22 protein-coding genes and 1 pseudogene are annotated in these 25532 nt (G+C 32.4%); 14 read left to right on the forward strand and 9 right to left on the reverse strand.

Annotated elements, in window-relative coordinates:
* The 3 genes and pseudogenes from DM397_RS01785 to DM397_RS01795 all read right to left on the reverse strand — a co-directional run.
* A pseudogene (locus tag DM397_RS01785) lies at nucleotides 1-2130 on the reverse strand (immunoglobulin domain-containing protein); the annotation flags it as partial.
* A gap of 424 nt (nucleotides 2131-2554) precedes the next feature.
* On the reverse strand, nucleotides 2555-3415 hold the full coding sequence (locus DM397_RS01790; RefSeq protein ID WP_111375949.1) for an alpha/beta hydrolase: 861 nt from the start codon (nucleotides 3413-3415) through the stop codon (nucleotides 2555-2557).
* 258 nt (nucleotides 3416-3673) lie between these two features.
* A complete protein-coding gene (locus DM397_RS01795) occupies nucleotides 3674-4546 on the reverse strand; it encodes an AraC family transcriptional regulator (RefSeq protein WP_111375915.1) in 873 nt (290 codons plus the stop codon).
* A 450-nt stretch (nucleotides 4547-4996) separates the two neighbouring features.
* Here DM397_RS01795 and DM397_RS01800 point away from each other — a divergent pair, with 450 nt between their 5' ends.
* The 4 genes from DM397_RS01800 to DM397_RS01815 all read left to right on the forward strand — a co-directional run bounded on the left by DM397_RS01800 (nucleotide 4997) and on the right by DM397_RS01815 (nucleotide 8004).
* On the forward strand, nucleotides 4997-5362 hold the full coding sequence (locus tag DM397_RS01800; protein WP_111375916.1) for a secretion protein: 366 nt from the start codon (nucleotides 4997-4999) through the stop codon (nucleotides 5360-5362).
* A 585-nt stretch (nucleotides 5363-5947) separates the two neighbouring features.
* A complete protein-coding gene (locus DM397_RS01805) occupies nucleotides 5948-6352 on the forward strand; it encodes a T9SS type A sorting domain-containing protein (RefSeq protein WP_111375917.1) in 405 nt (134 codons plus the stop codon).
* Between the two features lie 496 nt (nucleotides 6353-6848).
* Complete coding sequence (locus DM397_RS01810) at nucleotides 6849-7250, forward strand: T9SS type A sorting domain-containing protein (protein ID WP_111375918.1); 402 nt, start codon at nucleotides 6849-6851, stop codon at nucleotides 7248-7250.
* 367 nt (nucleotides 7251-7617) lie between these two features.
* Entirely contained in the window at nucleotides 7618-8004 is a 387-nt protein-coding gene (locus DM397_RS01815; protein ID WP_111375919.1) for a secretion protein, read from the forward strand.
* Between the two features lie 61 nt (nucleotides 8005-8065).
* Here DM397_RS01815 and DM397_RS01820 read toward each other — a convergent pair whose 3' ends face one another.
* Nucleotides 8066-8896 (reverse strand): BRO-N domain-containing protein, encoded by an 831-nt coding sequence (locus DM397_RS01820; RefSeq protein ID WP_111375920.1) that lies wholly within the window; start codon nucleotides 8894-8896, stop codon nucleotides 8066-8068.
* A 125-nt stretch (nucleotides 8897-9021) separates the two neighbouring features.
* Complete coding sequence (locus DM397_RS01825) at nucleotides 9022-9471, reverse strand: hypothetical protein (protein ID WP_111375921.1); 450 nt, start codon at nucleotides 9469-9471, stop codon at nucleotides 9022-9024.
* A 312-nt stretch (nucleotides 9472-9783) separates the two neighbouring features.
* On the opposite strand from DM397_RS01825, the gene DM397_RS01830 reads away from it, so the two are divergent.
* On the forward strand, nucleotides 9784-10170 hold the full coding sequence (locus tag DM397_RS01830; RefSeq protein ID WP_111375922.1) for a flagellar motor protein MotB: 387 nt from the start codon (nucleotides 9784-9786) through the stop codon (nucleotides 10168-10170).
* 119 nt (nucleotides 10171-10289) lie between these two features.
* Here the strand turns inward: DM397_RS01830 and DM397_RS01835 are convergent, their stop codons facing one another.
* The 3 genes from DM397_RS01835 to DM397_RS01845 form a co-directional block, all read right to left on the reverse strand.
* Entirely contained in the window at nucleotides 10290-11858 is a 1569-nt protein-coding gene (locus tag DM397_RS01835; protein ID WP_111375923.1) for a T9SS type A sorting domain-containing protein, read from the reverse strand.
* Nucleotides 11859-11971: 113 nt separating this feature from the next.
* Nucleotides 11972-12592, reverse strand: a complete 621-nt coding sequence (locus tag DM397_RS01840; RefSeq protein WP_111375924.1) for a hypothetical protein — start codon at nucleotides 12590-12592, stop codon at nucleotides 11972-11974.
* Between the two features lie 22 nt (nucleotides 12593-12614).
* A complete protein-coding gene (locus tag DM397_RS01845) occupies nucleotides 12615-13214 on the reverse strand; it encodes a CDP-alcohol phosphatidyltransferase family protein (protein WP_111375925.1) in 600 nt (199 codons plus the stop codon).
* Nucleotides 13215-13422: 208 nt separating this feature from the next.
* On the opposite strand from DM397_RS01845, the gene DM397_RS01850 reads away from it, so the two are divergent.
* Nucleotides 13423-13917, forward strand: a complete 495-nt coding sequence (locus tag DM397_RS01850; RefSeq protein ID WP_111375926.1) for a GNAT family N-acetyltransferase — start codon at nucleotides 13423-13425, stop codon at nucleotides 13915-13917.
* A gap of 517 nt (nucleotides 13918-14434) precedes the next feature.
* On the opposite strand, the gene DM397_RS01855 is transcribed toward DM397_RS01850, so the two are convergent.
* The gene (locus tag DM397_RS01855) at nucleotides 14435-17875 is read right to left on the reverse strand and encodes a methylmalonyl-CoA mutase family protein (protein ID WP_111375927.1); all 3441 of its coding nucleotides are present in this window, start codon (nucleotides 17873-17875) and stop codon (nucleotides 14435-14437) included.
* Between the two features lie 295 nt (nucleotides 17876-18170).
* Between DM397_RS01855 and DM397_RS01860 the strand changes: the two genes are divergently transcribed.
* From DM397_RS01860 to purU, 8 genes are all read left to right on the forward strand, one after another.
* Nucleotides 18171-19745 (forward strand): L,D-transpeptidase family protein, encoded by a 1575-nt coding sequence (locus tag DM397_RS01860; protein ID WP_111375928.1) that lies wholly within the window; start codon nucleotides 18171-18173, stop codon nucleotides 19743-19745.
* A gap of 188 nt (nucleotides 19746-19933) precedes the next feature.
* The gene (locus DM397_RS01865; RefSeq protein WP_111375929.1) at nucleotides 19934-20281 is read left to right on the forward strand and encodes a hypothetical protein; all 348 of its coding nucleotides are present in this window, start codon (nucleotides 19934-19936) and stop codon (nucleotides 20279-20281) included.
* Between the two features lie 151 nt (nucleotides 20282-20432).
* Nucleotides 20433-21302: a hypothetical protein gene (locus DM397_RS01870; RefSeq protein WP_111375930.1), complete on the forward strand. Its 870-nt coding sequence runs from the start codon at nucleotides 20433-20435 to the stop codon at nucleotides 21300-21302.
* 137 nt (nucleotides 21303-21439) lie between these two features.
* Nucleotides 21440-21862 (forward strand): cytochrome c oxidase assembly factor Coa1 family protein, encoded by a 423-nt coding sequence (locus tag DM397_RS01875; protein ID WP_111375931.1) that lies wholly within the window; start codon nucleotides 21440-21442, stop codon nucleotides 21860-21862.
* A gap of 300 nt (nucleotides 21863-22162) precedes the next feature.
* Entirely contained in the window at nucleotides 22163-22498 is a 336-nt protein-coding gene (locus tag DM397_RS01880) for a hypothetical protein (protein WP_111375932.1), read from the forward strand.
* Between the two features lie 469 nt (nucleotides 22499-22967).
* Nucleotides 22968-23531 carry a hypothetical protein gene (locus DM397_RS01885; RefSeq protein ID WP_111375933.1) on the forward strand — a complete coding sequence of 188 codons (564 nt, stop codon included), beginning with the start codon at nucleotides 22968-22970 and terminating at the stop codon, nucleotides 23529-23531.
* A gap of 142 nt (nucleotides 23532-23673) precedes the next feature.
* A complete protein-coding gene (locus DM397_RS01890) occupies nucleotides 23674-24393 on the forward strand; it encodes a DUF4197 domain-containing protein (RefSeq protein ID WP_111375934.1) in 720 nt (239 codons plus the stop codon).
* Nucleotides 24394-24497: 104 nt separating this feature from the next.
* Nucleotides 24498-25352: a formyltetrahydrofolate deformylase gene (purU, locus tag DM397_RS01895; protein WP_111375950.1), complete on the forward strand. Its 855-nt coding sequence runs from the start codon at nucleotides 24498-24500 to the stop codon at nucleotides 25350-25352.
* Nucleotides 25353-25532: the final 180 nt, after the last annotated feature.

Consider the following 25532-nt stretch of genomic DNA (forward strand, 5'->3'; position numbering starts at 1 on the left):
GCAGGCTGAAGCGTTAACCGCTGTCGGAGCTTCAGGAGTAACTGCCGCTGGAGCTGTGATGGTGAAAGTTGCTGAACATGTTTTCTCTAAACCGCAATCATCAGTCACTTTGAAGTTTACTGTTACGGTTCCACCACATAAAAGTGGAGGAGTTAAATTTTCCAATCCAGAGGTCACTAAAGTTCCGTTACCTCCTGAAGCTGTAAAACCTTGTTTGAAGATTTCAAAAGCAGCATTAACTGCTGCCTGATCGGCATAAAAACAAGAACTTTTTATATTATCTCCAGGACAGGTTATATTAATAGGTGTTGGCGGAGTATTTGTTACAACTACATCATCTGATTTTTTACATCCGTTTACAGGATCAGTGACTGTTAATGTATAAGTTCCAGCCTTATCTACAGTTGGTGTCAGAGTTGTACCATCTGAAACAATATTTCCGTCCAATGTACTCCATAAATAAGTAGCATTAGGCGTACTTGATGAACCCGACAGTTTTATTGACGTTATCAAACAAGTTAAGGCTTTATCACCCCCTGCATTAACATTTGGCGGTTCTTTATTTTCAAGAACTGTGACTGTTTTTTTAGCAAAACAGCCTTCTAAATTTGTATAAGCATATACTGTATAAACTCCCTTAACAGATACAACTGGCGCATTCCCTGGTATAAAAGGTCCATCGGCTATACCATCAGGTGAAGGCCCGTACCATTTTATAGTAGCATTTGCTGGAGTTGGTGTTGCTGTTAAAGTAGCCGTTGTATTATTACAGGTTAATGGGTTACTAACATTACCTACTACGGCTACATCCGTAATATTTCCGAATAAATAAGGCCCTGAAAAATCTTTTAACTCTGCAGTAAATGAAGATGAAGATCTTGTTTTTACGATCAGAGAACCTAATAAATTTGAACAAGGACTTTGGTTAACATTTCGGCTATCCAGTCCTAACGCTGTCAAATTAAGTCCAAACTCTGTAAACTGCAAAGCTTTATAATTATCCTGAAAAGAGGCTTGCGAACCTTCTAAAGTTCCCCAAGGTGGTCCTAATGTAGCAGCCGATACATTAACAACTGCAAAAACATTTGTAAGTATACCTCCTCCTTTTGCTTTTATTTCAGCATATCCGTAAGGAGGTGCACCATTACCTTGGTCAAAAACACCAGTAAGATCAAATGGTCTGTTAGGTCTTGAGTTAAAATTAGCGATATCAGCACTAGACATCCAAACCCTTACACTACCAAGTGGTTTTGTTCCACCATTTTCAAAATCGATGGCAACAAGCACGTCACCAGGGACAAGTATTTTTCCGGTGGCATCAAAAGTCCAGGCTGTGTGTCCTGCTTGACTACCAGTACCCAATAATGCACTACCGTTAAAACTTACTTCTGTTCTAAAAAATTCAAAATCAAAATGTGAATTCCCATCTGAAGAAATTTTAGACGCTCCTCCATACCCCCATAAAACTCCATTAGGATTAATTGCTAATGCGGCTGGAGATAAGTCTCTTCTTAAATAGCCGTATACATCTACAATATCATCTTTTTGAGGGATACTACCTGAACCTAAAGCCCAAGTTGTCGGGTTATCACCATTCTTGTTAGAATTTCCAGAAAAAGTATTAGAATCGTTGTTACTCTGCGTTGAATTTCCATCACGCCCGTACACAGCATCAATCCACAAATAATTACCAACCATGGTATTTTTGGGTTTCGACATTCTTTTTTCGAATGTAAAATTATTATTAGCTTGGATTGATGTTTTTAGTCCCGCCGCATTAGTCTGATCGATAACATTTTGACCAGTTCCATTAGCAAAAGCAGCGCTAAAAAACCAGTCATCATAAATACCAGAAACCGTTGGGGGAACTAAAAATTGTTCTTTGTTTGCATAAACATCTGCATCAATACCAAAATTAGCTTGTACAGCTGCTCCAGATATAGCTTGTGAATGCAAATAAGGTTGGAAAGCAAATAGCATAAAAAGAACCATCAAAAAAAACTGATGTTTTTTATGCACCATAATTTTCACCAAACTAAAATTTGGGAAAACCAAATTAATAAAGAAACAACGAAAGATTTTACACAATTCATGTATAATCTTCATGTGATAAAGAATAGTTTTTTTCATAATAATAGTATTTAGAATACCATTACATTAGCAAAAAACCAGATAGTTTGCAGATTTGGCAATTACATGTAAATAATAAACCATCTTCAAAAATTATGAAGCACAAAATCTAAAAAACTCTTATAAAAAAGACTTGACCCTCAGAAATAAATCTGACATTATCGATCAGGGGGGAAAAACATTTGTTAAAATTAGTTAATAACACAACTGCTCTCCATTAAAAAGAAGTAAAATCGATATCATTCAAAAATAATCGATGAACGGAATGCAAGAAGAAAGAAAAGTAGTACGCAATGATTTTTGCAAATAAAAAAAGACCTTTTATTTTTTAAAACAAAAGGTCTATCTTATCAATTTCTTAAAAAACATAACTCAAAAATAAAACAATATAATATTTACTGTTTAAAAAATATTAATTCCGTAATTACTTCGTTTTGGTTTTAAGCAATATTTTATTAAAAAATAATGCGTGATACGGAAGTGAGTTTTCCCAATAATCCCATGTATGAGCTCCAGGACGTTCTGTATAATCATGATCAACTTTATTGTAAACCAATCTTCTGTGCAATTCTCTATTTGGCTCAATCAAAAAATCGTCTACACCGCAATCTATTATAAGTGGCAATTTGTTCGCTTTTATTTTATCAGCCATTCTTAAAACAGAATTTTGCTCATACAATTCAGTACTACCACTTTTATCACCAAAAACAGGTTGCATTAATTTTACGATTTGAGCCGAAGAATCTCTATTGAGCATCGTGCTCATATCTACAGCACCACTCATACTTCCGGCAGCACAAAATAAATCGGGATGTCTAGCCGATAAATACAAAGCGCCGTGGCCTCCCATAGAAAGTCCCGTGATTACTCTTCCGTTTTTATTGGCAATTGTTCGGTATGTCTTGTCGACTTTTTGAATTACTTCCTGCGTAACAAAAGTCTCAAACTGACTTTCTTTATTTACAGGGCTATCAATATAAAAACTGAACGTCTCTCCTTCTGGCATTACAATAATCATATTATATTGGTCTGCTAGATTGTGAACCAGTTTTTTGTTTGGAGTATTTTTAAGCCAATCGCTAAAATGTCCGTATGCACCATGCAGCAGATACATTACAGGAAAAGTTGATTTGCTCTTCGCATAAGAATTTGGTAAAACTACCGCAGCTTTATAAGTTTTTCCCATTGCGGTACTGGCAACTTGAAGTGTGTCTACTTTTGCAGCGTATGTCATGGTGGTAAGACAAAGCAAAAATGCAGACAATAGCGTTTTAAATTTCTTCATTTTGATATTTTTTTTCTGATTAGGGTTTGTAAATATAACTTTTTTCAGAATAAAATATATGAAAAATCCCACCTGCTTTGTAGTAAAAAAAAATAGCCACGAATTCACGAATTTTATTAAATAACCTTAATACAAAATGAATTTCACTAATTACTTTATAACAATTTGCGTAAATCATGGAATAAAAAAAAAGCCACGAATTCACGAATTAATAATAAAAAATTCGTGAATTCGTGGCTAAAAAAATTCAAGCTAAAACTAGCTAATTATAATCTTATGTTCGTGACGGTATTGCGAAGCGCTTTTACCAGTATATTGCTTAAATGATTTACTAAAGTGGCTGAAATTATTAAAACCGCTCTCGTAACAAACCTCATTTATACTGATTGGCTGTTCTGCCAGAAGCTTAGAAGCATGCACTAAACGATATTCATTTACAAACTCAGTAAATGTTTTGTTTGAAATTTTCTTAAAATAACGGCAAAATGATGGCGTGGTCATGCTTACCAAACTAGAAACCTCATCTATAGAAATAGATTCCTGAAAATGATCTTTTACAAAATTGAAAACCACATTCATACGATCATTGTCTTGAGTTTGCAATTCCATCGAAAATCCGTCAGCATTTAAAATGGTATATTCCTCAGCTGATTCCAGTTCGTCTAAAACATTCAAAAGCGTCATTAATCTTTGAAATGGAGGTTCGTTTTCCATCATTTCAATTTTCTTTCCGATACGCTTTTTCGTTTCACCACCAAAAGCAATTCCGCCCTTAGCTTGTTTCAAAATATTTTGCACCTTTTTCATTTCGGGAGCAACAAAAAAATCGCTTCCCAAAAATTCAGGTTTTATATGAATAACAGTTTCATTTGTATTTCCTGTTTGTTCATTTGTGAAACCGCAATGCGGTAAATTAGCTCCTATTAAAAGTAAACTACCATTGGTATAATAAGAAACATGGCTTCCTATTTGTCTTTTTCCAGCCCCGCCATTTATATAAACCAACTCAATTTCTGGATGATAATGCCATAAATGAGCTTTGCTATTGGTCTTTTCGGCGTGTTTAGTGTAGGTAAAAGAACTTCCGTATGAGTTAGTTATCACTTCTAGAGCTGGGGCAATAGTCTTCATGATAATTTCTTTAAAAAATAATAGCAAATTTAACAAAATCACCTAAAATAATTTAAATTTTAACCTATAACGGTTTCGTAAATGCGAATTTTACATTAAAATAACATTCTTAACGCTGAAAAATTTATATCAAAATCAGCTTTTTTTTAGAGTCTTATTTTTTTTCATCACTTTTTTTCTATTTATCCTATTTAAAACCTGATTTTATATAAATATGCTAAAAATTGTAAGAAAAATAGAAATTTTAATAAGCAATGCGTTTTTTAAAAACTTTGAATAAAAACAATCAAATTAACAAAAACACAACATTAAAGTCAAATTTTAACATATAACGGTTTCGTAAATGAGAATATAGCATATAAATTGGAAAATACAGATGTTAAAATACCACATATGCTGCTATAACTTTGCATCAGAGAAATGAACAAAAAAAATTTAATACTATAGAATATGAAAAAGATTATGAAATTAAGTTTAGTATGTGCAGTACTTCTAACAGGAATGAGTACTTATGCAATTGATGGCAATGAAACGTTAAATCTTCACGTATTAAAAGGAAATGGCAAGGTAATTGCTTTTGGAATTAATCAATTGCAAAAAGCAGTTATTAGTATATACGATACAAATGGTGATTTAATCTATACTGAAAACGCTTCTGGTAAAGACGGAATCTTAAGAACGTTCAGTTTAGAAGAATTCCCACAAGGAAAATATATTTTAGAAGTTGCTGATAGCTTCAAAAAAGTAAAATACGATATTACTGTTAACGCTAATAGTTCTGTTTTGTCTTCAAAAGGAACTGTTTCTCTTAACTAAGAAAATATTAAGGTTAAGTGCAATTCTTCACGGCACTTAAAACTTTATACTCTAATACAGTATAAAAAGTGAGGTTAGATAGTTAGTAAGTTAAAAACTTTCAAAAGTTTTAAAAACAGCTCTTTGTGGTTACTGAGCTGTTTTTTTTTTGCTCTATACTTTTTTATTTTAACCGCAAAGTTCGCAAAGTTTTATTTCATAAAGCTTTGCGAACTTTTTTTATTCTATAAAATTACTCAAATAAACCTTTGTGAACTTTGCGTGACCTCTGCACCCTTTGCGTTACAATACACAATCCAAATAAAAACTTAGAATCTTAGTATCTCAAAACCTTAGCATCTTTCAAAACTTCCTACATTTTTTAAAGAAATCATTATGCCATTGTAAATTAAAAACCATTAAAAACTTTGAAAAATAATAGGCGTTTTAGTGAAAATGCTAAAAATAATTCAAATTTTAACATATAACGGTTTCGTAAATGAGAATATAGCATCGAAATCAGCAAATATAGTATTGATTTTTTACTTACAACTAAAGTAATTTAGCATCAGAGAATTAGAACTATTAATTTAAAAACTAAATACCATGAAAAAGATTATTAGATTGAGTTTAGTAGCAGCGTTGCTTTTTACAGGAATTAGCACATATGCAATTGATGGAACAGCAGATTTTAATCTGCATGTTATTAAAGCTAATGGTAAAATGATCACATTTGGTCTTAACCAAACACAAAAAGCCAACTTAGCTATTTATGACAAAGACGGATCTCTAATTTATTCTGAAACCGCTTCAGGTAAAGATGGAATTTTAAGAACTTTTAGTCTAGAAGAGTTTCCAGAAGGAACTTATTTCTTAGAAGTAGAAAACGATACAAAAAAAGCAAAATACGAAATCACTATTACTGACGATTCAACTGTTTTATCTAAAAGCGCTGTTTCTTCAGTTTACAAAGCAGGTTTTGCTAAAAATACAAGTGTGGCAACACGCTAAAAAAGTTTATGCTTTCATAAAGTATAAAAGTGAGGTTAGATAGTTAGTAAGTTTAAAAACTTTCAAAAGTTTTAGAAACAGCTCTTTGTGGTTATTGAGCTGTTTTTTTTGTTTTTTTTACCGCAAAGACGCAAAGGTCTACGCAAAGTTCGCAAAGTTTTTTTGGCAAAGCTTTGCGAACTTTTTAGCTTTTATAAAACTCTTGTATAATAATTCTTAGCGCTCTCTGCGTAAATCTTTGCGAGCTTTGCGGTTAAACACACATTCTATATGTAAATAAATTCTTAGCTCATTGTAAATTCAAAATCAAGAAAAACATTGAAAAATAATAAATGAATTAACAAAAACATTAAAAATAATTCACGTTTTAACCTATAACGGTTTCGTAAATGAGAATATAGCATAGAAATAGGAAAATACAGTTGCGCTTTTTCACGCAATACATAAGTAATTTAGCATCAGAGAATTAGAACTAATAATTTAAAACCTAAGTACCATGAAAAAGATTGCAAAATTGAGTTTAGTAGCAGCGTTGCTTTTCACAGGAATAAGCACTTACGCAATTGATGGAAATGGAGAATTTAATCTTCATGTATTAAAAGCTAATGGAAAACTGATCACTTTCGCACTTAACAAAGTACAGAAAGCCAATTTAGCTATTTATGACAAGGATGGAACTTTAATTTATTCTGAAAGTGCATCTGGAAAAAATGGAATTTTAAGAACTTTCAGTCTAGAAGAATTTCCTGAAGGGACTTATTTCTTAGAAGTAGAAGACAACATGAAAAAAGCAAAATATGAAATTACAATAGATGATAATGCATCTTTATCAAGAAATGCAGTTTCATTGGTCTATAAAGCTGGTTTTGCTAAAAATTCAAGTGTTGCTTCACGCTAAGAATCTATACGCACAAAAAAGGTATAAATCGAGGTTAGAAAATTTAAAAATTACGTTTTAAGAAACAGCTCTTTGTGGTTATAGGAGCTGTTTTTTTATTTTATGGCAAATATAAAATTATAGGCAAGGATCATTTTCTGAAAATTATTCTTATTAATTACAACTATTTGATTTTTAAGTGTTAAAAATTATTTTCTAAAAAGCAATCCAAAAGCCCAGTAAATACGTACATAGTTTAAACAAAATGCCGAAATGATTACAATTCAATAACTTAATGATTTAAAAACACCTTTTTATTGCTAAAAATTAAATTTGTATTTGTAGTTTTACGCGTTCCACATTTAGTAATTAACAATTTAAAAAAAACATGACAAAATTTACCAAAGCTGGTTTAGTTGCTGCCTTTTTTTTAGCGACTGTGTTTACCTACGCCATTGATGGAAAAGGTGATTACATTTTAAATATCAAAACAGGAAACGGAAAAGTAGTTAGCTTTACTTTAGACACTGTAGAAAATGCATCTTTCTCAATCTACGACGAGAATCACAACTTACTTTATGCGGGAGAATCTGCAGCAGACAAATTAGAAGTTTCAAAAACAATTAGTTTAGAAAGTTTTCCTGCTGGAACTTATGTTCTTGAAGTGAAAGCAAACGACAAAGTTGCAAAACACGAAATTAAAGTCGCTGCGAAAAAAGTTAAGACTGTAAAGTTAGACCAATCTGTAAACCAGAGTCCATCTTTCCGTCGTTAATTTTTTGCCCTAAAAATTAGAAAAGCAGCTCGTACCAGGAGCTGCTTTTTTTGTTTTCATTCTATTTCTCAATTCTTTTCTCGATAAAATCTTTCGAGTTCAAAGAAGTTACTACTTTTTTTCCTGTTTTAGATTCCAATTCGTTTAGAGCAACTTTAGCAACATTCCCTCCTTGTTTTGCTACTTCCCTACTTTCATCAAAATTTTCAGGTTTTGTCGCATTTGAAATATCTTTAGTAGACGCTTCTGCAAGCATATTCAAAATTAATTCAGTATTAGACATATTATCTCGCAAATTTTCCTTTTTCAGTCCTTTTAGTATTTTATATTCTTTTGTTGTTTTTCCAGACCAGGTTTTTGAAATAATATCTGTTAAAATGGCAAACTCCATTCCTTCCTTAACACCTCTGTTTTTCCATTCTCTAGTTAATTCATTTCGAATTTCGATACTTTTTAATCTCTGATTAATCCAACTTTCTGAATAACCTAGCTGCATATATTGTTCTAAAGCTCGATCTATCGTTATTTCAGGATCTTGCATTTCATCTAAACGTTCAGATGCAATTTGTGCAAGCCATAATTTAAAGGGTTCTGCTTTTGGAGAAGGAATAGATTGTATTAATCTAAATAATTGTTCCGTATCTGCGACATCTGTTTTATAATATTTACCATCGGTGGCTTGCATTTTCAGTTGACTACAATTTGTAGTCAACTCACTGCCTTCTTTCTTTAGGCGAAGTTTTAGTACACTCCAATACTTTCTTGCATTAAGACTATCAGTTAATACTTGTATAACATCAATAATAGAAAAATACCATTTTTCTTGTTCTTCGTCCCAAACTGTCCTTACCTTCTTCTTTTCAAATATTTGAATAACTCCTTCTTCTTTCATTTTTCTTTATATTATTCTATTTTACAAAAATAAGAAAAAACCTTCATTTTTTTTCAATAATAACTTTTAAATGATAATTCTCAGCAACAAATTTAAGCAGTAAGCAACTCAAATAAATTATCTCCTTATTTATATTTTCCTTTCAAATCCGAACCCATTTTTACCAGCTTCCAAAAAAGCGTGGTCTCTGATGAAATCATTATTATTTTCGATTCTTTATATACAGAAGAATGCATAAAAGCATAAATATAATCTAAGAAATCTATCAGGTTGAAACTCTGTCGATATTCCGGACGCACCTCTTCACTGTTGGCAAAACAAACATTTCCAGATTCTTTTTCTTCTAAGAAGAGCAACCCTAAATGATCTGCAAAGATTTTTATAACATCATTATTTACAATTATTATTTCCGAAGCTGGCGTTTGAAATAAAACATCAAAAGAAAAAGATGGCTCAGTATTGATTTCTTTTATTTGTTGAATGCAAAATTCCAAATCTGAATCATTTGGATATGCAGTTTTGCTTTTCTCATTGTGCAAGGCCTCTATTCTATTCAGATATTCCTGTATTGTCATTTTGATATTCTTTACTTATATAAAGTTATTATATAATAATGAAGCTGTAAATCATTTTCTGCCAATTTCTGCAAAACATTTAAAATCAATTGCTTTTAAAAATGTAATATAACAGGTTTTATTTACAAAACATCGTCTAAACTTACTTCATATTATTGATTTACATATATTTGTACACTAAAATTGCATTAAGCATACAATAAAAATAAATAAGTGAAGTTTATAATTGTTTTTAACTGCTTTTTGCAGTTTTAAGATTTTCAAAAACAATTAATGAATACGATTAAATACCACAACCAAAACTAAAAACCTATGCAGAGAGAACTAGCTATTTTAGTACTGTTAATCGTATTTTCATTTCGTGCAGCTGCGCAAAATGAAACCTATTATAGAACCGATAAAGTCGGCGAAAAATACGCTTATGTCGACGTTATAAAAACCTACGAGAAGGTTGCTGCAAAGGGGTACAGATCTGTAGACTTGTTTCAAAAACTTGGAAATTCATCGTATTCAAACTGCGAACTCGAAAAAGCGGCCGAATGGTACTCCAAACTATTTTCCCTTACCACAGATTTAGAACCTGTATATTATTACCGCTACGCAGAATCGTTACGTTTTATTTGTGAAAATGCAAAAGCCGATGCTTTAATAGAAAAACTAAAACGTAAACCGAAAACAACGATAAAAAAGAAAGTTTAATTTCTTGAAACAGATATAAAAAAACCTCTCATTTTTGAGTGGTTTTTTATTTACAGGATAACTTAAAAATTTTATTGTTCTCATTCCATAAGTGTCTCGCACATTACTTTATGCTCCCGTTAGTTTTTGATTATTTTCTTCGAAATCAAAGCTCCATTCACTTTTGCTTTCAATAGATATGAACCTTGATTCAATTTAGAAATATCAATTTTATTATTTAAATCCAATGATGGAGTACTTACCAATCTTCCGTTCAAATCAAAAATTTGCAAACCTTCAATCTGAGTATCATTTTCGGCCTTTATACTTATAAAATCTCTTGAAGGATTTGGATAGAAAACTAAAGACAATTTATTCTCTACTACTGGAACACTTAAGTTATTAGCATACTTCCAGAACATCTTATCTTTAGAATAATAGAGATAATCATTGAAAGAAACAAATCTTACCACATTTTCCAATGCACTAATTTGCTGAAGCGAATTTGAACTTAAATTTAAAATAAACCCTTTTGTAAAATTATCTTCGACTACTGATGCTATATAATATTCGTTATCATTAATTTTCAAAAGTGTAGAGGCGTCTATCATGTCTATAAAAATAAAAGGCTTTTCTATACCGTTTGATATTTCTCCAAAATTTTTCACTGTATTGTCTAAAAGATTTAATGACACTAAAGACGCCCCTCCTGTTTCATTTGCGCTTGAAAAAAGCAAAGAATTATCTGTTTTAGTAAAATTTGAGGGAGAAAAATAGTGATTACTTGTTTTGCTGTATATTTCGGCTACATTGCTATTAACTGAATCAAATTTCCATATCGACAATTTGTTCAAATCGGCAGAAAAAAACATAAAATACAAATTATTGTTTGCCTCGATAACACTACTATGATGCACCAAATACTGTTGGGCTATCCAAACGTCACCTATCACTTTTGTGTTTTCAAGGGTTCCATCAGTTTCATGCAAATAATTTCTACTAACAAAATACAATTTATTATTATGTTCTATATATTGTGTTAATCCAGATGTGCCACTAGGATAAGATCCATTTCCATCTATTTCGCCTGTTATTGGAAAAGTACCTTCTGAAGTTCCATTACTCCTCCAAACTCTGGAATCATTTGTTCCATAAGGCTGAAATGTAAATATAAAGGTGTTATTGCATTTGCCTTGAAAAGATGGTGTATTCCAAATTGGCATATTATCTTTAATCAATACTGATACTCCTGTTGTTGCATCTGTTTTCCAAACCTGCAATTTATATTCTTCCTGAATTAAAAAATAAATTGAATTTCCAACAGCTGTAAGACTCGAAGTTCTTCCATCAATAAAATTTGTAACTTTTACAGTTCCAGCTTCTGTTCCATCTGTTTTCCATATCTCTCCAGAAGAACTTTCATCTTTTGCAATAAAATAAAAAATATTATTGATTGCTGTACCTGTTTCTAGTCCTGTAACAGAAGATTCTAAACCTGGGTATATATCTTTTATTAATTTTGTGCCAGAAGTAGTCCCATCACTTTCCCATATTTCGCGTCCAGTATCAGCTTCACTTGCTTCGAATATCAGCTTTCCATTAAATTGCCTAAATCCCCATGTATGGCTCGTGAAATCATATATTTTCTGTTGAGCACTGGTTTCGATAAAAATACACAGTATAAAAAATAAAAGTAGTTTTCTATTCATTGGGGTCTATTTAGTAAGTTTCTTATTAAATGTAAATATATAAGTAAAAATCTATAAACAAAAAAACCTCTCATTTCTGAGAGGTTTTTTATTTTAAAGAAATAACTTTCTATTTAAATATTGAATTGAAATTCATTTCCCTCCGGAGGATAACCCGCGTTCCATTCAAGGGAAACAATATTAGATGCATATTCTTCCATATTATCAAAACAATGCAATAAAATTGCCGAACCGCCATCTTGTTTTATAATTCCTTCTATTGCTTTAAAGGAATACTCATACCCTTCATCATCCAATGCTCCAAGATCAAATACTATATCTTTCGTCTTTGAAAGCGCCGCATATAAGGTCAACAGCTTTTTAGGCGTACCTGGTATTTTCTCCAATCTTGTTTCAGGCGTTATCCATTTCCATTTATCTTCAAATATTTTTTGATACAATGGACTCTTACGATTTGCACTTTTCTGAAGGTATCTTTTTACTGTTGTTAAAGGAAAAAAAGTATCCCTGAAGTAAGATCTTTTCAAATCCTCAGCAAAGGTCATTTTTCTATACAAGGTCACATTTTCATGCTTGATTTTACCACAAAAAATATTTCTGAGAAAAATCTCAGTATCATATAAATGTTTTCCATTGTACAAATACAAAACAATTATTTCACCTTCATACAAAGTAAAAGGTGGTATATAATAAGTATCTGTTTTAATGCCTTTATTTTCTAGTACTACTTTCATTTAAATTAGTTAATTCAATTTCTTAACTATTCAATAATTTACTCTTTTTAAACGCAATACCTTTTCTAATTAAATAAGCATGATAAGAACTTGGAATATCATGCTGCCAATTCGGCAATATTAAAATGATCAGTATTACATCCAAATGAGATATTAATCCCATAATTATTGCTAATGCAAATGGAAATCCTGTATGTCCAAATCCTAAAATTGACGTAAAAGCAGCAAGTAGCGTTAAGCCCCAAAGTTTAGAAAGAAAAGCATGCGTACAGGTTTCTTTCCCAAATTTAACGAAACTGGTTATGTAGCATAAAATTTCCATACCAAAAAGCAAACCTATATAATAGATGTTTGCATTGATAAGTTGAGGAAATATAAACCACGAACTAACTCCTATTGAAACCCAAAACAGCATATCGACCTGGCTATCCAATCGTCGTAATTTTTCTGTTGAAATATTTTGTTTTCGGGCAATTATTCCATCAAAAATATCACTAAACAAACCGATATACATAAGAATCAAAATTGCTAAAGCACCGTTTTCTCCAAATTTCCAGCCTAGAAATAAAATTACCGGCGCCATTAAAAGTCTTAAAAGAATAAGTAACTGCGGAATATTCATCTTTTTTTTATATAAATAAATTCGCTCAAATATATTACTTTTAAAATATGTTTAGACAACTAAAGCTTTTAGAAATGAGGCTTTTTGTTATTTAAAATAAGATCCCCACAATCTTGTCATTTATGACAAACTGGATAAAATAAACTTTATGTTCACAAGCAAGACATTCACAATAGCGAAGCAAATTTATTTTCAATATATTTGAGATATGAATGACAACACAAAAGATATATCGATCAGGCAAGCTGTAAATACAGATTTACCTAAACTTGCCGAATTTCTTCAATTTTTAGTAAATGCAGAAAGACCCTTTGACATAACATTAAAAGAAGGAGAGATTTTTTATTATAGTATAGAGGAATTTATTTCTGACCCCAAGTCAGAACTTTTGGTTATAGACTTTAGCAATCAAATTATTGGTTGTGGATATGCACAAATCAGACAAGCTAAACCTTATCAAAAACATGAATTTTTCGGGTATCTTGGTTTTATGTTTGTAGATCCAGAATTTAGAGGACGTGGCCTTAATAATCTATTAATCGATCATCTTAAGAAATGGGTTTTATCTCAGGGAATAACCGAAGTTAGATTAGATGTATATCATGATAATGAAGCCGCTGTCAACGCTTATAAAAAGGCAGGATTTGAACCAATACTCACAACGATGCGTTGCGATATAAGCCAAATGGGTGAGAATATTTAACTGCAACATTTAGACACAATATTTGTCATTTCTGACGTAAGGAGAAAATAATACCATTTTCTTATTTGCTATTCCAAAACGATATAAACATAGCCCGTGGTTTCAACCACGGGAACGTAATATTTGTCTTGCTTGCATTGTGTACCCGTGGTTGAAACCACGGGCTATATTTGATAATAGGATTATTCTATGAAATTTATTAAATGACTCAGATTCTTAAAAACCTGCATAAAAGCTTGAAAGGTTAACAGCTATAAAATAGGGCAACGCCCTATCAACCCTATCAGAATGTCCTATCACATAACACTCAATGTAACTCTAAGCCCTGAAAGGGCGATAGATATTCTCATTATCTAATAGCTTGCGCCCCTTCAGCGCTTTCTTATTGGATGTTATTACAGACATTGGGCTTTGCCCAATGCTGGATGATTATAGGCCTTTGGCCTTATTAAAGGTTCATTCAAATAAAAAACCTCTCATTTCTGAGAGGTTTTTCCATATAATTAAAAATCAAAAATTACATATTCCTTCTATACTGCCCACCAACTTCAAACAACGCCGAAGTAATCTGACCCAAAGAACAAACCTTTGTCGCTTCCATTAAATGATCGAATAAGTTTTCGTTTTTAATAGCGGCTTGCTGTAACGTATTTAGATGCTCGTTTACTTTTGCTTCGTGGAAATTGTGCAAGTTATCCAGCATCGTAATCTGGTATTGTTTTTCTTCTTCGGTTGCACGAATAACCTCAGCTGGAATTACCGTTGGCGAACCTTTTGAACTCAAGAACGTGTTTACACCCACGATTGGGAAATCTCCGTTGTGTTTTAAAGTTTCATAATACAAACTTTCTTCCTGAATTTTAGATCTTTGGTACATCGTTTCCATTGCGCCAAGAACTCCGCCACGTTCTGTAATTCTATCGAATTCTTGAAGAACTGCAGCTTCAACTAAATCAGTTAATTCTTCGATGATGAACGAACCTTGAATTGGGTTTTCGTTTTTCGCTAAACCTAACTCTTTATTAATAATCAACTGAATCGCCATTGCACGACGAACAGATTCTTCTGTTGGCGTTGTAATCGCTTCGTCATAAGCGTTTGTGTGCAATGAATTACAGTTATCATAAATCGCGTATAAAGCCTGTAAAGTCGTTCTAATATCATTGAAATCAATTTCCTGCGCGTGTAACGAACGTCCAGAAGTTTGAATGTGATATTTCAGCATTTGTGCTCTCTCGTTGGCTCCGTATTTGTTTTTCATGGCTTTTGCCCAAATTTTACGCGCCACACGACCAATTACTGAATATTCTGGATCTACTCCGTTGGAGAAGAAGAAAGATAAGTTTGGTCCAAAATCGTTGATGTTCATGCCGCGGCTCAAATAGTATTCCACGTAAGTGAAACCATTTGAAAGCGTAAAGGCCAATTGCGTAATTGGGTTCGCTCCCGCCTCGGCAATATGATATCCTGAAATCGAAACTGAATAGAAATTACGAACGTTTTTAGTGATAAAATATTCCTGAACGTCGCCCATTAAGCGCAGTGCAAATTCGGTGGAGAAAATACAAGTGTTTTGCGCCTGATCTTCTTTTAAAATATCGGCCTGAACCGTTCCACGAACTTGAGCTAACGTTTTTACTTTTATTTCGTTATAAACCTCCAAAGGCAAAACCTGATCTCCCGTAACACCCAAAAGCATCAATCCTAAACCATTGTTTCCGGCAGGAAGTTCGCCTTGGTATTTCGGTCTTTCGATTCCTTTATCTTTATAAAGTTTGTTGATTTTTGCCTCAACTTCTTTTTCTAAATCATTTGCTTTGATATAAATCTCGCATTGCTGATCGATTGCGGCATTCATAAAGAAACCTAACAGCATTGGCGCAGGTCCATTAATGGTCATACTTACCGAAGTCAAAGCATGAACCAAATCGAAACCTGAATATAGTTTTTTTGCATCGTCAAGGCAGCAGATTGAAACTCCTGCATTTCCAATTTTACCGTAAATATCCGGACGCAAATCTGGATCGTTTCCGTATAAAGTTACGCTGTCAAAAGCTGTCGAAAGACGTTTTGCAGGCATTCCCGCGCTCACATAATGAAAACGTTTATTGGTTCGTTCTGGTCCGCCCTCGCCCGCAAACATTCTTGAAGGATCTTCGCCTTCACGTTTAAACGGATATAGTCCCGAAGCAAACGGAAATTCTCCAGGAACATTTTCCTGTAAATTCCAACGCAAGATATCGCCCCAGCCTTCATATTTAGGCAAAGCAATTTTCGGAATCTGTAAATGTGATAAACTCTCAGAATGCGTTGCAATCTTGATTTCTTTATCACGGACTTTAAACGAGTAAACCGGATTTTTGTATTTCGCTACTTTTTCATCCCAATTCAGAATAATTTCCCAATTGTACGGATCTAAGTCCATTTTTACTTTATCGAATTGATTTAGTAAAAGATTTAAAAAGATTCTGTTTTCGTCGTGTTCTGCAATTCCGCTTGGTAAAACAGTCGAATCGTCAATTCCTGCTTTTGTAATCTGAGGAACTTTACCAGAAACCGATTCAATGGTTTTGAAAATTCCGTATAATTTCTGAGCTACTTTTTGCTGCGAAAGTGCAATTTCGTCATAAGATCTATTATTCTCTGCAATTTCCGATAAATAACGCGTTCTTCCAGGAGGAATCACGAAGATTTTCTCGCTCATTTCTTTTGTGATGGTAAAAGTCGATTTCAAATCTGAAGCCGTTTTTTCAACCACTTTATCCATAATTGCCTTGTAAAGCGTGTTCATTCCAGGATCGTTAAACTGCGATGCAATCGTTCCGAAAACTGGCATTTCGTCTGGGCTTTTATCCCAAAGATTATGGTTTCTTTGATATTGTTTTTTTACATCGCGCAAAGCATCAAGCGCACCACGTTTATCAAATTTGTTTAAAGCCACTAAATCGGCAAAATCAAGCATATCGATTTTTTCCAATTGTGTTGCCGCTCCAAACTCTGGTGTCATTACATATAAAGAAACATCTGAATGATCCATAATTTCAGTATCAGACTGACCAATTCCTGAAGTTTCCAGAATAATCAAATCGTATTTTGCCGCTTTTAGAACCTGAATCGCTTCGGCTACATATTTAGACAAAGCCAAATTTGACTGACGTGTCGCCAGCGAACGCATATAAACACGAGGATTATTGATGGCATTCATACGGATTCTGTCTCCTAAAAGTGCTCCTCCTGTTTTTCTCTTAGAAGGATCGACAGAAATCAATCCGATTGTTTTTTCTGGGAAATCGATTAAAAATCGGCGAACCAATTCGTCCACCAAAGAAGATTTTCCTGCTCCTCCTGTTCCTGTGATTCCTAAAACTGGAATTTTAGAAGTCGCATTATTTTCATGAATTTTATCAAAAACAGGTTTTGCAATTTCTGGAAAGTTTTCTGCTGCCGAAATCAAACGCGCAATTGCTGTTGGAACTTTGTTTTCGATATGATCTACTTCACCGTTTAATTTATCCCCGATAGGAAAATCAGCACGCTGAACCAAGTCATTAATCATTCCTTGCAAACCTAGAGAACGTCCATCGTCTGGAGAATAAATTCTAGTAATTCCATATTCATGTAATTCTGAAATTTCGCTTGGAAGAATCACTCCGCCTCCGCCGCCAAAAATCTTAATATGCCCAGCTCCTTTTTCGCGAAGCAAATCATACATATATTTAAAGTATTCGTTGTGTCCGCCTTGGTAAGAAGTCATTGCAATTGCATTGGCATCTTCTTGAATAGCGGTATTTACCACTTCTTCTACGCTTCTGTCATGTCCAAGGTGAATTACCTCAACACCTGTAGACTGGATAATGCGTCGCATAATATTTATGGCTGCATCATGTCCGTCAAAAAGCGAAGCAGCAGTAACAATTCTTACTTTATTTTTAGGAATATATGGTATTTGTTGTTCCATTTTATGAATATGATAATTTTAAGCGACCAATGTACAAATTATTTTAATATTTGATCAGTCAAATAACATTATGTTAATAAATAAGAAAATATTTTTTCTTCAATATAAAGGTAACAATTCTTAACGCATGTTGATATAAGTTAAAGAAAGCTTAAAGACATGGCAATTTCGCAACATTTAAATAAAATCAGAAAACATGTTTCGAGCTCTTCAGTAGTAATTTAGCAGTGTAGAAAAACCCCAAATTTTTACCTAAAAACTTACACAGAAAAGTAATAACGTAAAAATTAAAAAAATGAAAACATTATATTCATTCACCGTAATTTTAAGTTTGAGTTTTTTTCTATTTTCTTTTAACAGAATTGAAAACAACAATTTTAAATATAAAAAAGCTTCAAATCATTCAACCGTTTACCGCAGTCAAAATGATGTAAACGAAATTTCGAACGGATTCTTTAAAAGGTATTCTGATTTAAAAAAATATAAATCGGATATCATGTCGTTGTACAAAACCAGAACACTAGGAACTATTTGGTTTGACGAAGATGAAATCAATGAGTTTGGTTCTGTTTTGTATGAAAAAGCAAAAAAAACAAATGATTTAATTATTCCTTATCAAAAAGAAATAGATCAATTGTTTAGTGCTTCATCAGATAAAAGCACACTTTCTCAAACCGATGCAGATATGCTTTTGAGTTCATTATATATAGTCTACACTAAAAAAAGTAATGCCGACAAGAAAAAATTGGCTTATAATGATATGCTGAAAGATTTCTTAAACTACAGCACATTGGAAGAGCAAGAAACAACAGCAATTGCAACAAATGAAAAAGTTGAATTTGACCAATATTACAAACTGCAAGATGCTCTTAAAAAATACAAAAGATTAGAAAAATCTAGCAAATACAGACCTATTGTTCCAGAAGAATCTCCATATAAAGAGTTACGTCCAGATGCAGTTTCAAGCACTATTGCACAAGTTAGAACTCGTTTGTATTTATTAGGAGATCTAAAAACCGATTCTAAAAGCAATGTTTATGATCGTGAATTAATGGATGCTGTAATGAAATACAAAGTCCGCAACGGATTTAAACCGAATTATATTTTGGCTGAAGAGCACATTAACGAAATGAATATTCCGCTTGAAGATAAGCTTACAACTTTAAAACTTAACATGGAAAGATGCCGTGAGATTTCGGCCAAAATTGCTGCCAGCGATGAGTATGTTTTGGTTAACGTTCCTTCTTACGAATTGATTTATGTAAAAAACGGAAAAGTAGTTTTGACTTCCCCTGTATTTGTCGGGGCACCTTTGACTAAAACTACCATTTTTAATGGAGAAATTGATCGAATTGTTTTTAGCCCCTATTGGACAGTCCCGCAAAGTATTGTACAAAATGAATTAAGATCTAAAATGGCTGAAGATCCAAATTATCTTGAAGAAAAAAATATGGAAATGGTTAACGGTCAAGTAAGACAGAAACCAGGACCAGATAACTCTTTAGGATTGGTAAAATTCGTGTTTCCAAATCCTGATGATATATATATGCACGATACGCCATCTAAAACTTTGTTCGATTTTGAAAAAAGAACTTTCAGCCACGGATGTATTAATGTAAAAATGGCTAAAGAACTTGCTGTTGCCATGCTGAAAGATTATCCAGAATGGACTCAGGCAAAAATCGATAAAGCTATGGACGGTAAAGTAGAGAACAGTTTTAAACTGACAAAAAAAGTACCCATTTTCATTACATATTTTACTTCATTGGTAAATGAAAAAGGAGAAGTTGGTTTCTTTCAAGATGTTTACGAAAAAGATGCCAATCCAGGCGGAGAAACGCTTCCCGGCACTGCAATTGTAAATCAATAATTTACGCCAATAATTTTAAGAGAGGATTTATCAAATTTGTTTTGATAAATCCTCTCTTTTATTAATCAACAAAAAAAGTCGTAAAGTGTTATTTTCAAATCTTTTAAGGGTAATAACATTTTTAGATCTTGCTTTATTTTGCAGTACAATTCAGCCCCATTTTTGTAAATGTTTAAAACTAAACTATTATGAAAACGAATAATACAGAAGGTCTTACCATGTTTGAAATAAACGTTTTAATTCAACAAGGAGGAAAGTTTATAATATTTCCTTTCATTATTTCTAAAATGGTGAAAAAGATTAAGAAATCTAATATTTATTTTATACGCCCAAATGAAGGCACATTCAAATATGCCTTAAAACACTTTTTTCTGAATGTTTCCCTAAGCTGGCGTATTTTCCCTTTTGCCCCAATTTATATCGCTAAATCATTATTTTATCTAATGAAAGGCGGGAAAGATTATACTGATACTATATTAAAAGATTTAGACACCAATAGACCTATTTATACGCCACACTTAGAACTATCGTATTGATATAGTTTCAAAATCTTTTCCTAAAAATCATCTTATAAGTTTTGTAAGGTGATTTTTTTGTCTTAATCTATTATTTTAAAAGCCTTTTGAGACTGATAGGATTATACGTTAAAGAGAGATTTGCAAATCTTTTTTTAATAGAAAATCAACAATGAAAAAACATATTTTGTTTCTTAGTGTTATTGTTTCAACACTTATTACTTCCTGCCATAATTCGGCATCAGAAAATCTAATGACTTCTGATGGAATCAGGAAACCAAAACCGCCAAAAGCCATTGGACCACCACGTATATTATTTATAGGAAATAGTCACACAGAATATTATGTAAGTGCTCCTACTTTATTTCAGGAATTATGTAATGCGAATAATCAAAATGTAAATATTCAGCAGTTAGTAACAATGGGAGTTCCCCTCGACAAGGTCTATTTTACTAATAAAACAGAGGCTAACCAAAATTTTTCTAATATAGATAAGGATGGAAATTATTATGATTATGTTATTATTCAGGAATCGACACCAATTGCACTAACAAATCTTTCTAAATACAGAGACAATTTGAAATTATTTGCGCAAAAAATACATAAAAACAGTCCAGATGCAGCAATATATGTCTATCAAAACATGTCTCCCTTATCTTATATAAATTCGGAATACTATAATTATTATAAGGAATTACGAAAAAATACCATTTTGGCAGCTGCATTTATTAAAAATGCAGGTTTGTTAAGAGTTGGCGATGCTGTTAAAGATGCATATGAAGGTAAAAATGGTTATAAATACTTAACAAACAACAAAGATAATCTTCGTGATGGCAAAAGCACCTTGCATTTTATAAATGATGGCGGATTTTTGCAAGCTGTTTTATTATACGCCACAATCTTCGATAAAAAACCAATTATTCCCAAAAAACTAATTTTAAGTACAGGAACTGGAGACAATGATTGTATGAGAAAACAAGAAGTTTCAAAAACTGTAACTGATCCCGTAGCACTAGAAGAAATTGCTTTTAGCAATCGATAAAACTCAAATAATTTCAAAACTAAAATCACCTTATTGAATTTTATAAGGTGATTTTTTATTTAATATAAAACACTGAAAATCAATGAAATTTATTCTTATTTTAGCTTTATCTTTTTAACCTAAAAATTAATTAATCTATGGAAGATTCTAATGAGCTAATACCAAAACAAAGCTGGTTAAACCGAAACTGGAAATGGCTTATTCCCAGCGGATGCCTAACTCTTATCATATTAGCAGCTTTATTTATTGGAGGAATTTTCTATGAAGTAACTTCGGTTCTTAAAGATTCTGAAGCCTATAAAGAATCTATGTTAGCTGTAGAAAATAATAAACTCGTAGTTGAAAAACTCGGTTCTCCTGTCGAAACAGACGGAATGGTTTCTGGAACTGTCACTTCACATAATGATGTACGAACCTGTGATGTACAGGTGCCGTTGAAAGGTCCGAAAGGCAAAGCAACTTTATTTGTTGTTGGCGAAAAAAGAGGGAAATGGAAATATCGTGAAATGTCTGTTTATATTGAAAACACAAATGAAAAAATAGATTTATTGCAGAAATAAAAAAACATCAATTTTATATTACTTATTTTACTTCCTTAGTAAATGAAAACGGTGAAAATAGTTTCTTCTTTCAGCATGTTTATGGAAAGTACGCCGATTTAATTAATACTGAAAAATTTGTTACTGCAAATTATTTTTATAAAAATAAAACTAAAATCGAAAACTCGTTCAACCGGGTTTTCGATTTTTTTTATTCTCAAAAAAAAACCTTAAATTATTGCTTTTTAGATTTTTACGTACAAAATAATTTTCAAATCCTTCCGAACTTTGCTTCATATTAATACCACTAATTTTAACATCATGAAAACAGAGAATATTGAAGGATTAACTCTTTTTGAAATTAATCTATTGATACAACAAGGCGGAAAATTTGTAATGTTTCCAAATATCATGTCTAAACTTAAAAGTATTTACTTTGTTCGTCCTGAAGAGAAAACATTCAAATATGCCTTAAAACATTTCTTGAAAAATTTATCGTATGGATGGCGAAACTTTCCTTTAAGACCATTTTATATTTCAAAATCTTTATTTTATCTGGCAATTGGAGGTAAAGATTGCCCACCTAACATTTTGGCCGACCTAAATCAAATTAACCCAATATACAATCCAAATTTATATTGCCTACAATACGTTTAAAGCCTTTTTTGTCCCAAACAAAAAATTATAATACTTTAAGGCAAAAGAGCAATTAAACACCTACAATTCGAACAAAAAAATTGCTCTTTGCTCTTGTCATAGCTTAATCTAAATCATCTTATATCTTTTTTATGAGATGATTTTTTTGTTTGATGAATATCTTATATAAAACCACAAAAAGTTTCTGTTTGATTAGAAGAGTAATATCTTTGTGAACATTCTTAAAATCAAAAAATAACCTTCTTTTATTATGCATGACAATCACGATCAATCTGAACAAAATTGATGTAGAAGAAACGCGAAATGAGGTGCAACTAAAAGACTCAAAAGGCAAAGCAACTTTGTTTGTTGACGGCGAAAAAAGAGGAAAATAGAAATACAGTGAAATATCTGTTTATAGTGAGAATACAAATGAAAAAATAGATTTATTGCAGTAATAAAAATCTATCTCCCAAACAAAAATTTTAAAATGAAATCGTTTATCAGTCTTTTCTTTGTCCTTTTTCTGAGCATCTCTTCTTTTGCACAATCTGCCAAAAATTTACATGTTTACGCCAATCAAATTAAGCAGTTTTCAAAGCCTGCTAAAATATTACGCAATGATATTAATGCGCAGGGAAATGGCTCTATTGAATTTACAAATGCTAAAAACCAGATACTGCGTTTTCGACTACAGCATAATAAACTCCAATTAGGATCTTGCAGGATTGCTTTTGAAATATATTATTATGAAAATAATACCTTGAGAAGAATTGAATCACTTGACAGCAGCGGAAATTTAATTGGATGCAGCTTAAGACTAAACGGAGAAGCTGTTACAGAATATAGTATTGAAAAACCTTCTTTGTATCTCAAAAAAAAGAAATTGATTGATGATGCCGAAGGAAATATTGATATGAAAGATGATTCTGAAGAAAAAATCATTCGCGTTCAATATTTTGATGCGAATAATAAACCTATAATGCTGCTAAAACCTGTTTATATTTCCAGCAAAACCTATTGGCAGGATAATATTCGAATGGCTTGGCCATAAATTAAGTTGCTAAGAAAATGAGATTCTAAGTTGCTAAGTTTTCTTATGTTAAGTTTACAACAAAATGTTAGTTTGCTTAAAATAAAATTGTGGCGTTGTTTTTGAATAAGTAGTATTTTTGAAACTTAAATAAAACCCCATAATGAAAAAGATTTTACTATTAGCCGTTACATTTTCGCTTACTTCTTGCGCACAGGTACAACAGACTTTAAATCAATTGCCTCAAATCGCATCTCAGATTCCAAGCTCAGGAACTGTTGACATTGCTTCTGGATTAAAAGAAGCTTTAAATAAAGGAATTACACAACAAGTGAGTAAATTAACCGCAGTAGATGGTTTCTATAAAAACGAAGCTGTAAAAATTTTAATGCCAGAAGAATTGCAAAAAGTAGATGCAACTCTGCGTAAAGTAGGTTTAAGCTCTCTTGCAGATGAAGGAATCAAAATGCTGAACCGCGCTGCAGAAGATGCTGTGAAAGAAGCAACTCCGATTTTTGTTACAGCAGTAAAAAATATGACTTTTACAGATGCCAAAAACATTCTTTTAGGAACTGACAATGCTGCAACAAGTTATTTACAAAACAGCACAACAACTGCATTATACGCCAAATTTAATCCTGTAATTAAAAGTTCTTTCGAAAAAGTAGGCGCAGATGCTGTTTGGACAAAAATTATAACAAAATACAACACTATTCCATTAGTAAAAAAAGTAAACCCAGATTTGACTGACTATACAACTAATCGAGCTTTGTCTGGTGTTTTTAAAATGATTGCTGTTGAAGAAAAAGATATCAGAAATAACATCTCTGCACGAACAACTCCTTTATTACAAAAGGTTTTTGCAATGCAGGATGGAAAATAGTTTTTCTAGTAAGGTACAAAGAGACAGAGTTACAAATGTACAAAGCTTCCTTTGCAACTTTGAACCTTTGTAACTTTGCAACTAACCAAAAACAAAAGACCGAAATGCAAAAAATTACCATACTCATTCATTGTAAAGACCAAAAAGGAATTATCGCCGCAGTGACTACTTTTATTGCCAAGGTAGAAGGAAACATTACCTACATCGACCAGCATGTTGATGTGGAGCAGAATGTATTTTTTATGCGTTTAGAATGTGAATTTACCAATCAGGGCAGTAATATTGAAAACATAAAAGAAGAGTTCAGCAAAACCATTGCTGCGGACTTTGATATGTCTTGGGATTTGTACAATCAGGAGCAAAAGCCCAAAATGGCTTTGTTTGTTTCTAAATACGATCACTGTTTATTTGACATTTTAGGTCGTTACAGTGCCGATGAATTGGGTGTGGAGATTCCGATGATTATAAGCAATCATAACGATTTGCGATCTATTGCTGAGCGTTTTGATATTCCGTTTCACTATGTTCCTTTCACTAAAGACAATAAAGAAGAAGGCGAAGCAAGGCAGATTGAACTTTTGAAAAGATATCAGATCAATTTTATTGTTTTGGCCCGTTACATGCAGATTGTGACTCCAAAAGTGATTTCGCTTTACGAAAACAAAATCATCAATATCCACCATTCGTTTTTACCAGCTTTCCCAGGTGCAAAACCGTATCATTCGGCTTTTAAACGTGGTGTAAAAATTATCGGAGCTACAAGCCATTACGTTACAGAAGAATTAGACGAAGGTCCAATTATCGAACAGGATATTGCAAGAGTTTCCCATATTCATTCTGTAGAAGATTTTATCATGAAAGGCCGCGACTTGGAGCGTATCGTTTTGGCAAGAGCCATTAAACTGCACGCTGAAAGAAAAACGATGGTTTATAGTAATAAGACGGTGGTATTTTCTTAGGCTCAAAGAGGCAGAGGTTCAAAGGTACAGAGGCTTTTCTTTACCTAAAAAACTTCGACTTCACTCAGTCTGACAATGATTATCTCAAAATAACAAACCCGACAGGTTTTAAAAACCTGTCGGGTTTAATTTTATAAATCTAGTTCAGAAAACCTTTGTCCCTTTGAACCTCTGCCTCTC

The sequence above is a fragment of the Flavobacterium nitrogenifigens genome (assembly GCF_003254565.1).
Classification (GTDB): Bacteria; Bacteroidota; Bacteroidia; order Flavobacteriales; family Flavobacteriaceae; genus Flavobacterium; species Flavobacterium nitrogenifigens.

Coding starts and splice junctions, on each gene's coding strand:
- DM397_RS01870 (WP_111375930.1), top strand. CDS start 20,433: ATGAAAAAACATATTTTGTTTCTTAGTGTTATTGTTTCAACACTTATT.
- DM397_RS01800 (WP_111375916.1), top strand. CDS start 4,997: ATGAAAAAGATTATGAAATTAAGTTTAGTATGTGCAGTACTTCTAACA.
- DM397_RS01845 (WP_111375925.1), bottom strand. CDS start 13,214: ATGAATATTCCGCAGTTACTTATTCTTTTAAGACTTTTAATGGCGCCG.
- DM397_RS01880 (WP_111375932.1), top strand. CDS start 22,163: ATGAAAACAGAGAATATTGAAGGATTAACTCTTTTTGAAATTAATCTA.
- DM397_RS01890 (WP_111375934.1), top strand. CDS start 23,674: ATGAAAAAGATTTTACTATTAGCCGTTACATTTTCGCTTACTTCTTGC.
- DM397_RS01875 (WP_111375931.1), top strand. CDS start 21,440: ATGGAAGATTCTAATGAGCTAATACCAAAACAAAGCTGGTTAAACCGA.
- DM397_RS01790 (WP_111375949.1), bottom strand. CDS start 3,415: ATGAAGAAATTTAAAACGCTATTGTCTGCATTTTTGCTTTGTCTTACC.
- DM397_RS01835 (WP_111375923.1), bottom strand. CDS start 11,858: ATGAATAGAAAACTACTTTTATTTTTTATACTGTGTATTTTTATCGAA.
- DM397_RS01865 (WP_111375929.1), top strand. CDS start 19,934: ATGAAAACGAATAATACAGAAGGTCTTACCATGTTTGAAATAAACGTT.
- DM397_RS01820 (WP_111375920.1), bottom strand. CDS start 8,896: ATGAAAGAAGAAGGAGTTATTCAAATATTTGAAAAGAAGAAGGTAAGG.
- DM397_RS01810 (WP_111375918.1), top strand. CDS start 6,849: ATGAAAAAGATTGCAAAATTGAGTTTAGTAGCAGCGTTGCTTTTCACA.
- DM397_RS01830 (WP_111375922.1), top strand. CDS start 9,784: ATGCAGAGAGAACTAGCTATTTTAGTACTGTTAATCGTATTTTCATTT.
- DM397_RS01815 (WP_111375919.1), top strand. CDS start 7,618: ATGACAAAATTTACCAAAGCTGGTTTAGTTGCTGCCTTTTTTTTAGCG.
- DM397_RS01805 (WP_111375917.1), top strand. CDS start 5,948: ATGAAAAAGATTATTAGATTGAGTTTAGTAGCAGCGTTGCTTTTTACA.
- DM397_RS01825 (WP_111375921.1), bottom strand. CDS start 9,471: ATGACAATACAGGAATATCTGAATAGAATAGAGGCCTTGCACAATGAG.
- DM397_RS01885 (WP_111375933.1), top strand. CDS start 22,968: ATGAAATCGTTTATCAGTCTTTTCTTTGTCCTTTTTCTGAGCATCTCT.
- DM397_RS01855 (WP_111375927.1), bottom strand. CDS start 17,875: ATGGAACAACAAATACCATATATTCCTAAAAATAAAGTAAGAATTGTT.
- DM397_RS01840 (WP_111375924.1), bottom strand. CDS start 12,592: ATGAAAGTAGTACTAGAAAATAAAGGCATTAAAACAGATACTTATTAT.
- DM397_RS01860 (WP_111375928.1), top strand. CDS start 18,171: ATGAAAACATTATATTCATTCACCGTAATTTTAAGTTTGAGTTTTTTT.
- purU (WP_111375950.1), top strand. CDS start 24,498: ATGCAAAAAATTACCATACTCATTCATTGTAAAGACCAAAAAGGAATT.
- DM397_RS01795 (WP_111375915.1), bottom strand. CDS start 4,546: ATGAAGACTATTGCCCCAGCTCTAGAAGTGATAACTAACTCATACGGA.
- DM397_RS01850 (WP_111375926.1), top strand. CDS start 13,423: ATGAATGACAACACAAAAGATATATCGATCAGGCAAGCTGTAAATACA.